This window comes from Reyranella massiliensis 521 (assembly GCF_000312425.1).
Classification (GTDB): domain Bacteria; phylum Pseudomonadota; class Alphaproteobacteria; order Reyranellales; family Reyranellaceae; genus Reyranella; species Reyranella massiliensis.
The window spans coordinates 2,940,846-2,950,137 of the sequence record NZ_HE997181.1; the positions used below are offsets into that span (position 1 = coordinate 2,940,846).

Genomic DNA, 9,292 nt, shown 5'->3' on the forward strand with positions numbered 1-9,292 from the left:
CGCTCAGAGGCTGAGCTTGAAGGCTTCCCACTTCTTGTTCACGGCCTCGCCGTTGGCCGCCCACCATTCGGCATTCTCGACCCACTGCACGGCCTTGTTCTGCTTGCTGGTCGGATACTCGGCGAGCTTGTCCTTGGGCAGCAGCGCGTCGAGCTCGGGGCTCGGGCCGGTGTAGGAGACCACGGTCGCGGCCTTCGCCTGATTGGCCGCAATCGACATCTCATGCATCAGCTTGTAGGCCGCCGCGCGATCCTCGGCTTTCGAGTTCTTCACGATGGTGAAGTACGAGAGATCGGCCATGCCGCCGGCGAAATTTACGCCGAACGCCGGATCGCCCACGACGCGGCCCGACCAGCAGATCGCGTACTGCACCTCGTTGTCCTTCATGAGCTGCGGCGCCTGCGCGCCCGCCTTCCACCACACCGCGATGTCCTTCTTGATCTCGCTCAGCTTCTTGAACGCGGTATCGACATCGAGCGGGAAGAGCTTGTCCGGCGTGACGCCGGTGGCGAGCAGCGCGAAGGAGATCGCGTAGTTGGGATAGTCCGGCAGACAGCGCTTGCCGGGGAAGTCCTTGGTGTTGAAGAAATCGGCCCAGGTCTTGGGCGCCTTGGCACCGGCGCGCCAGGCCATGATGGTCGAGAAGTATTGATAGCCGAAGCCGTATTCGTGCTTGGCCTCGGGGAACATCGGCTGCGGCGCCACGGCGGCCCAGTCGATCGGTTCAATCAGCTTGAGGTTGCGGGCCTGCAGCATGCCGCCCGATCCCAGCTCCATCAGCACGGTGCTGGTCTGGCCGCTCTCGACCAGGGCGCGCAGCTTGCCCAGCGGATTGGGGCTTTCACGGATCACCTTGATGCCGGTCTTCTTGGTGAAGGGCTCGATGTAACCCACCTCGACCGATTCGCCGGACTTGCCGCCGGCCTCGATCATGCGGATTTCCTTCACCTGGGCGCGGGCACTGCCGGCGCCGAGGATGCTGAATGCGGGCAGGCCGGCCGCAGCCGCGCCCACGAACGTACGACGCTTCATCTGGATTCCCTCCTCCTGTGATTCACTTCGCCACCGGCCACAGGTCGGCGGCGTCCCATGACACCATCACGCGCGCGCCTGTCGCATAGGCCGGGCCGACGAACGGCGCCGCAGCGACCATGGGCTTGGCCCCCTCCCCATCGAGCGACAGGTGGTAGCGGACCATCTGACCGAGATAGATCGCTTCGACGACTCTGGCCGGCTTGCCGGGACCACCGTTTGAAATCTTGATCCTCTCGGGCCGCACCAGCGCTTGCCCGCCATCCGGCAGACCGACGAAATTGGCGATGCCCAGAAACTCGGCAACGAAGCGGTTTGCTGGCTTCAAATAGGCTTCCGTGGGCGCGGCGACCTGCTGCATACGCCCCTTGTCAAGCACCATGATGCGGTCAGACAGAGACAGCGCCTCTTCCTGATCGTGCGTCACCAGCAAGGTCGTCACGCCGAGACTGCGCTGGAGCTGCTTCAACTCGACCTGCAGCTCCTCGCGCAGCTTGCGGTCGAGGGCGCCCAGCGGCTCGTCGAGCAGAAGGATGTCCGGCTTGAAGACGACGGCGCGCGCCAGCGCCACGCGCTGCTGCTGGCCGCCCGACAGTTGCGACGGCCGGCGATTCTCCAGGCCGTCCAGCCGCACCAGCTTCAGGGCATCGCGCGCCAGCCGGTCCGCCTCAGCACGGCCGATCTTGCGCACGCCCAGGGGGAACAGCACGTTCTCCAGCACCGTCATATGCGGGAACAGCGCATAGGACTGGAACACCAGCCCGATGTTGCGTTCCTGTGCCGGCGCGTCCGTGACGTCGCGGCCACCGATGAAGATTCGGCCGGACGTTGGCTTGTTGAGGCCGGCAATCAAGGAAAGCAATGTCGTCTTGCCCGATCCGCTCGGGCCCAAAATGGTGACCAGCTCGCCCTGGGTCACCGCAAGATCGACATTGTCGGCCGCCGCGAAGGTGCCATACCGCTTGGTCACTCCCTCGAGGCGGATTTCCGACATCTAGTGGCGCACCATCTTCGCCATGGCGCGATCGGCAGCCGCCAGCGTCTCGTCGATCACGGGCTTGTCGTGCGCGGTCGATAGGAACCACCGGCCTCCCTGCTGAACGCGCACGCCCTCTTCCTGCAGGGCAGCGTGGAAGGAGAGCATCGCGTCGCGGTCCGTGGCCATGGAGTCGCGATAGTTCCGCGGCGCAGCGGCCGATGTGAAGAAGGTTTGGAAGATGGCTGGCATGCCCTGCACGAGCATCGCGAGCCCATGCTTGGCGCCCAGGAGCGTAAGCCCCTCCATGAGCCGCTGGCCGCACGCTTCCATCCCCCGATAGATCGCGCCGTTGTCCGCTTCGAGAATGTCGAGCGCCGCCAGCGCCGCGGCCATGCTCTGGACGTTGCCGTTGTAGGTGCCGCCGTGCATGACGCCCTTGTCGAGCAGCGTATCCATGACGTCGCGCCGGCCGGCGACCAGAGCGAGCGGAAAGCCCGCCGCCACGGCCTTGGCATAGATGACGAGGTCCGCGGTGACGCCGTATTTCGCCTGCGCGCCTCCAAGGGCCACGCGGAAGCCGGTGATGACCTCGTCGCAGATGAACAGCGCGCCATGCTTGCGGCAGAGATCGCGCACGCCCTCCAAGTAACCGGGGAGCGGCGGGATCGCGCCGCCGTTCACCATCACCGGCTCCATGATCACGCCGGCGACCTCGCCGCGATGGCGCTCCAGCGCCTGTTCCAGAAGGTCGAGATCGTTCCAGCCGCATACGACGACGTCATCCAGCACGCTGGGCGGCATGCCCGGCGAACCCGCGACCGGCACGGGCGCATCGGCCGGCCCCGCCTCGTTCAGCGACGGCTTGGTGCTGATGAACGCCTGATCGCTCCAGCCGTGATAGTGGCCCTCGAACTTCAGGATCTTGCTTCGGTTGGTGAAGGCGCGCGCCAGCCGCATTGCCATCAACACGGCCTCGGTGCCCGACGTCGCAAAGCGCACGACTTCGGCGCCCGGCAACAGACGGCTCAACCGCTCCGCCAGTTCGGCCTCGCGCGGATGCTGCGCCGCGAAGACCTGTCCTTCGACAAGGGACGCCGCCACGGCATCGACCACCTTCTTCGGCGCGTGACCCAGGATGGCCGGGCCGTTGCCCAGCACGTAGTCGATATGGACATTGCCGTCGACGTCGTAGAGGCGAGCGCCCTCGCCGCGCGCAAAGAAGAGCGGCACCGGCACGCTGGCGTAGCGGATGTTGCTGCTGACGCCGCCGGCCATGTGCTTGCGGGATTTTTCGTAAAGCGCGATCGACTTGGTGTAACTGCGCATGCCCCTCACCCCGCAAGAATGGTGCCACACGGGTCATGCCCGTGGTCTCGAACGCGCTCGAGCCTAGCGACCGCTTCACGCGCCAGCAATGCATTTTTGTGATCACAAATTTTAGGCACTTCGGCTATGGTCAACATCACGATGCGAACCGTCGCTGCCGCTGATGAGCTGACCGACACATCGCTGCGCAAGCAAGTCTACGACTCGCTGCGTGTGGCGCTGACGTCGGGCCGCTTCGCGCCGGGACAGAAACTCACCTTCCGCTTTGTCGCAAAAGCCCTCGGCGTTAGCCTGACGCCGGTCCGCGAAGCCGTGCGCCGCCTGGTTGCGGAAGGCGCTTTCGAGATGCAGCCCAACCGATCCGTCCGCATTCCGCTGATGACAAAGGCGAAGGTACTGGAGCTGCGCGACATTCGCGTCGCGGTCGAAGGGCTCGCTGCCGGAAAAGCAGCCGAAGCGGCAACCCGAGCGCAGATCGCTAACCTGCGCCGCATCGCGCGCGAGATCGTCGCCGTGCGCAAACGCGGCGACAGCGTGGCGGATCGCGAGAAGATCAGCGAGTTCCACTTTGCCCTCTATGCGATCGCAGGCCAACCGACGTTGCTGCGCGTGATCGAAGGGCTATGGCTGCAGACCGGCCCCTACATGAACCTGCTCTTTCCCGACTACATCGCCTCGGCCGGCGGACCGGCGCGGCGACTGCGCATCGTCCAGGCGCTGCAGGCGCGTGATCCGGTTGCAGCCCGCCGGGAAATCGAGAACGATGTTCACGGTACGCTTTCCTATGTCGCCAGCCTCGCAGACGAAGCCGGCAACATCGTCCCCGCCCTGCCGTCCGCCGCCGGCAGCCGCCGCGGCAAAAGGAAAGCCGACGCGGCCCTCGACCTTCGCCCCAAACGTCTTGATCTCAACTGAGTACGGAGAAAATCGTGGCACAGCAGCTCAGCAATCAACGCATCGCCTGGTTCAACGGCCAGTTCATGCCCGAGAACCAGGTCATGATCCCCTTCCGCGACCGCAGCTGGAAGTACGGCGACGGCGCCTTCGACATGACGCGCACCTTCGAGGGCGTCCCCTTCCGGCTGAAGGAGCATATCGACCGCTTCTACCGCTCGCTCCGCTACCTGCAGATCGATCCCGGCATCGGCCCCAAGGAGATGGTGGCACACAGCGAGGAAGTCGTGGAGCGTAACGCGCATCTGCGCGAAGCCGTCGGTGACTGGTGGATCGGCCAGCGCGTGAGCCGCGGCGTCGATGCCGTGGGCGACGAAGGCTGGGATCACACCGGCCCCAACGTCGTGATCGAGGTCCTGCCGCTGCCGCTCAAGACCCGCGGCAAGCTCTATCGCACCGGCGCCGACGTCATGACCACGACCGTGCGCCGCACCGCGCCGTCGATGCTCTCGCCGCGCGCCAAGACACACAACTATCTCAACATGATCATGGCCGAGAAGCCAATCAAGGCGTTGAACCCGGACGCCTGGCCGGTCCTGCTCGACGAGAACGGCAACCTGGCCGAGGGCTTGGGCAGCAACATCTTCATCGTGCGCGAGGGTGAACTCTTCACGCCCTCCGAGCGTTACGTGCTGCCGGGCGTCAGCCGACAGATGACCATCGACATGGCCAAGCAGCTCGGCATCTCCTGCACGCCGGGCGACATCGACATGTTCGACGCCGCCAATGCCGAAGAAATGTTCCTGACCTCGACCAGCCTCTGCATCCTGCCGGTCCGCAGCTTCAATGGCGCCCCGGTGGCCGACGGCAAGATTCCGGGCCCGATCACCAAGAAACTGATCGACGCCTACGCCAAGAGCGTTGGGTGCGATTTCGTGGCCCAGTATCTCAAGTTCTCGCAGTAGCGAGATGCCCCCCTTCGCGCAGCACGCGAAGGGGGCGACTCGGCCCTCCAACAGGCGTAGACTTCTTCCTCGTGGTGGATCGCGTACTGGCGTGATCACCGTGTGATCGTGACCGGGCCGCGACCTTCGGACGTTCGTTCGCAAGGAGGCAGTCATGGCGACGCAGAACCACATCCGTAACCCCTTGGAATGGGGTTGGGAGCATCTCAAACAAACCGGCCAAGCCTTCGGCTCGGCCGCACAGACGATGGAAGGCACCTGGGAGGATCGCGCCTCGGCGCCACCCACGGTTCGCCGCATCACCTCGACGGATATCAGGGAAGCCCTGTCGGCCGGCTGGCGTGACTTCGGCGCCGTTCGCACCGACGTAGTCTTCCTCTGCCTGCTCTATCCGATCGCCGGCCTCGTCGTTTCGCGCATGGCCTTCGACTACGGCATGCTGGCGCTGGTCTTCCCGCTGATCGCAGGCTTCGCGCTTATCGCACCCTTGTTCGGCATCGGCCTCTACGAGATCAGCCGACGGCGCGAACTGGGGCTCGAAGCGCGCTGGACCGACGTCTTCTCCGTCGTGCGCTCCCCGAACATCGGCTCGATCATGGTGATGGGCCTGCTGCTGCTGGCGATTTTCTGCCTGTGGCTATTCGCAGCCAACTTCATCTACACGGTGACGCTCGGCCCCGACGCGCCGGTCTCGGCGGTGGCCTTTGCCCGCGATGCACTGACTACGCCGGCGGGCTGGACCATGACTGTTGTCGGCATCGGTGTGGGCTTCCTCTTCGCCCTTGCCGTGCTGGTGATCGGCGTCGTGTCGTTTCCCCTGCTGCTCGACCGCAAGGTCGGCGTCGGCACGGCGATTGCGACCTCCGTTCGCGCGGTGTGGATGAATCCCGGTCCGATGGCGCTGTGGGGTCTGATCGTGGCAGGCAGTCTCGTGGTGGGCATGATCCCGCTGCTGGTCGGCCTCGCCATCGTCCTGCCGGTCCTCGGCCACGCGACCTGGCACCTCTACCGCAAGGTCGTCGCCTGATCTCCAACGAGGATAACTTCGTCTTTCCGCTCCCCCGTGTCGCGGGGGAGCGTTAGGGAGGAGGTGAGCAGCGCAAACCTCGGGGGAGATACGCATGTTCACCTGGACCGTGAAGCAACCGGCCGACGGCATTGTCATCGCGCCGGACGAGCGGCTGCCGTGGCCGCAGACCGTCGCGCTGGGCATCCAGCATGTGGTCGCCATGTTCGGCGCCACCATCCTCGGCCCCTTGCTGATGGGCTTCGATCCCAACATCGCCGTGCTGATGAGCGGCGTCGGCACCCTGATCTTCTTCGTCGCCGTCGGCGGCAAGGTGCCGAGCTATGTCGGCTCCTCCTTCGCCTTCATCTCGGTGGTCGCGGTCGCAACCGGCTATGCCGGCCAGGGTGCCAATCCCAATATCCCTCTCGCACTCGGCGGCATCGTGGTCTGCGGCGCGATCTACGCCTTGATCGGCCTCGGCGTGATGAGCGCGGGCGCGGCCTGGATCGAACGGCTGATGCCGCCGGTCGTCACCGGCGCCGTGGTCGCCGTGATCGGCCTCAATCTCGCCTCCGTGCCGGTCAAGAACATGGCGCCGACCTCGTTCGACGCCTGGATGCAAGCCCTCACTTTCACCACCATCGCTCTCGTCGCCGTCTTCACGCGCGGCATGACGCGGCGGTTGTTGGTGCTGGTCGGATTGATCCTCGCCACGATTGCCTATGCCGTGCTGACCAATGGCCTGGGCTGGGGCAAGCCGATCAGCGGCGATCTGCTGGCCAAGGCCGCGTGGTTCGGTGCGCCCGCCTTCGTGGCGCCGGTCTTCGACACCAAGGCCATCGTGCTGATCGCGCCAGTGGCGCTGATCCTGGTGGCCGAGAACCTGGGCCATCTGCGGGCCGTCGGCGCCATGACCGGCCGCAACATGGATCCCCATCTCGGCCGCGCCTTCCTGGGGGACGGTGTCGCCACCATGGTGTCGGGCGGCGTCGGCGGCACGGGCGTCACCACCTATGCCGAGAACATCGGCGTGATGGCCGCGACCCGCGTCTACTCGACGGCGCTGTTCGTGGTCGCCGCCCTTTTCGCCATCGTGCTGGGCTTTTCCCCGAAGTTCGGGGCGCTGATCCACACCATCCCGCTGCCGGTGATGGGCGGCGTCAGCATCGTGGTGTTCGGCCTGATCGCCATCGCCGGCGCCAAGATCTGGGTCGACAACAAGGTCGACTTCTCCGACAGCCGCAACCTGATGGTCGCCGCCGTCACCCTGGTGCTGGGCACCGGCGACTTCACCCTGAAGTTCGGCGACTTCGCCATGGGCGGCATCGGCACCGCCACCTTCGGCGCCATCATCCTGAACGCCGTACTGGGCGGCGGGAAGCGTTAGGCCCGCCGCCACACGATCTGCTGGGTGCGATTGGTGCCGGCCGTGAAGTCCGGCCCCGAGAGGGAGAGCCGATCGCCGTCTAGTTGGATGTGGCGGGTCGAGCGGACGCCGACCAGCGCCGGGTCGGTCGAAAGTTCGATAGAATGGAAGACCGTGCCGTCCGCAATCTCGTAGCGGCCGGCATAGGCGAAGCAGGCGCTGGCGTCGGCGCGCATGATGGTAGCGCTCACCTGGCCGCCCGGCGTGTAGAGGATGTAGCCCTTTGCATCAGCGCCCATCGGATACTCCGAAGGGCGGCCATCGGCATGGACCAGCAACCAGCTTTCGAGACACCAGCCGCCCAGAAGGTCGCTCATTCGAACTCGACCAGCTCGGCGCCTTCCGTCACCTGCTCGCCCACGGCGTAGCGCACGCTCTTCACCTTGCCGTCGGCAGGGGCAGCGAGCGTGTGCTCCATCTTCATGGCTTCGAGCACCAGCAGTGCCTGGCCCTTGCTCACCGTGTCGCCTGCCTTCACGCGCAGGTCGATGATCTTGCCGGGCAGCGGCGCACGCACCGCCGTCTCGGCCGACGCCGTGGCCTCGTACTGCGTCACGTCGAGCGGATCGACCAGTCGCAGCCGGCGGTTCTCGCCGTCGGCGAACACCGCATAGTCGATGCCGCCATCGTTGGCCTTGCGGCGCACCACGGTGGCCACGAACGTGTCGTCGCCCAGGCCGATCGCCAGCCGGCCATCGTCATAGCGCTGGACCCGCGCGTCCTGCGCCCCGCCCGGCAGTTCGAGCCGCAGGCCGCCATCCTTCAGACGTCGCGCGATCACCGCCACGTCGCGCTCGCCATCGTTCCAGCGCACTTCGTCGTGGCCCTCGTCGAGCAGACGGAAGCTGTTCTGCTGGTTCCACGGCGACCAGGGATCGCCCGCCGGCGGCAGAGCCTCCTGCCATTCGACCAGCCGCGCCAGGGTGGCGACCGCGAAGGCACGATCACCGGCCGGGGCGACCTTGGCGAACAAGGTATCGCGATGGCGCTCGATGAAGCCGGTATCGACTTCGCCACCGACGAACGCCGGATGGGAGCACAATGCCTTCAGGAGGGCCGCATTGGTCGTCACGCCGACAACCTCGGTCTCCCCCATCAGCGCCGCCATGCGGCGCATCGCAGAGGCACGGTCGCGATCGTGGACGATTACCTTGGCGATCATCGGATCGTAGAACGGCGTCACGGTATCGCCCTGGCGCACGCCGGTATCGACACGCACATGAGCGCCCTCCTCCGGCAGCCGCAGATGCACCAGCGTCCCGGTCGAGGGCAGGAAATTGCGGGCCGGGTCCTCGGCGTAGAGCCGAACCTCGACGGCATGGCCATCGATCCGCAGTTGATCCTGCGTCAACGGCATCTTGCCTCCGGCCGCGACCACGAGCTGCCACTCGACCAGGTCCTGGCCGGTGATCGCCTCCGTCACCGGATGCTCGACCTGCAGGCGGGTGTTCATCTCCATGAAGAAGAAGGTGCCGTCCTGATCGGCGATAAACTCGACCGTGCCGGCCCCCCGGTAGCCGATGGCGCGCGCGGCTGCGACAGCGGCCTCGCCCATCGCCTTGCGCCGCGCCGGATCCATGTTCGGGGCGGGCGCCTCCTCGATCACCTTCTGGTGGCGGCGCTGGATCGAGCAGTCGCGCTCGAAGAGATAGAGGCAGCCT

At 66.0% G+C, this 9,292-nt stretch carries 9 protein-coding genes; 4 read left to right on the forward strand and 5 right to left on the reverse strand.

The annotated features are described in order from the left end of the window. Positions 1-3 precede the first annotated feature (3 nt). The 3 genes from BN60_RS14450 to BN60_RS14460 are packed head-to-tail and all read right to left on the reverse strand — an operon-like array spanning position 4 to position 3,337. The gene (locus BN60_RS14450) at positions 4-1,032 is read right to left on the reverse strand and encodes an extracellular solute-binding protein (protein ID WP_020696798.1); all 1,029 of its coding nucleotides are present in this window, start codon (positions 1,030-1,032) and stop codon (positions 4-6) included. 22 nt (positions 1,033-1,054) lie between these two features. Further along, complete coding sequence (locus tag BN60_RS14455; protein ID WP_245539827.1) at positions 1,055-2,002, reverse strand: ABC transporter ATP-binding protein; 948 nt, start codon at positions 2,000-2,002, stop codon at positions 1,055-1,057. A gap of 24 nt (positions 2,003-2,026) precedes the next feature. Further along, positions 2,027-3,337: an aspartate aminotransferase family protein gene (locus BN60_RS14460; RefSeq protein WP_020696800.1), complete on the reverse strand. Its 1,311-nt coding sequence runs from the start codon at positions 3,335-3,337 to the stop codon at positions 2,027-2,029. A gap of 126 nt (positions 3,338-3,463) precedes the next feature. Between BN60_RS14460 and BN60_RS14465 the strand changes: the two genes are divergently transcribed. The 4 genes from BN60_RS14465 to BN60_RS14480 all read left to right on the forward strand — a co-directional run bounded on the left by BN60_RS14465 (position 3,464) and on the right by BN60_RS14480 (position 7,592). Beyond that, positions 3,464-4,252, forward strand: a complete 789-nt coding sequence (locus BN60_RS14465) for a GntR family transcriptional regulator (RefSeq protein WP_020696801.1) — start codon at positions 3,464-3,466, stop codon at positions 4,250-4,252. 14 nt (positions 4,253-4,266) lie between these two features. Next, complete coding sequence (locus tag BN60_RS14470) at positions 4,267-5,196, forward strand: aminotransferase class IV (protein ID WP_020696802.1); 930 nt, start codon at positions 4,267-4,269, stop codon at positions 5,194-5,196. Positions 5,197-5,350: 154 nt separating this feature from the next. After that, entirely contained in the window at positions 5,351-6,223 is an 873-nt protein-coding gene (locus BN60_RS14475; RefSeq protein WP_020696803.1) for a DUF2189 domain-containing protein, read from the forward strand. Between the two features lie 94 nt (positions 6,224-6,317). Beyond that, a complete protein-coding gene (locus tag BN60_RS14480) occupies positions 6,318-7,592 on the forward strand; it encodes a solute carrier family 23 protein (RefSeq protein ID WP_020696804.1) in 1,275 nt (424 codons plus the stop codon). Here BN60_RS14480 and BN60_RS14485 read toward each other — a convergent pair. Continuing rightward, positions 7,589-7,948, reverse strand: coding sequence for a lipocalin-like domain-containing protein (locus BN60_RS14485; RefSeq protein ID WP_020696805.1), 360 nt, complete (start codon positions 7,946-7,948; stop codon positions 7,589-7,591). The two genes, BN60_RS14480 and BN60_RS14485, sit on opposite strands and share 4 nt — an antisense overlap. Beyond that, positions 7,945-9,292 (reverse strand): ATP-binding protein (locus BN60_RS14490; RefSeq protein ID WP_177324824.1); only part of this gene is annotated, 1,348 nt, incomplete at its 5' end. The genes BN60_RS14490 and BN60_RS14485, both read right to left, overlap by 4 nt.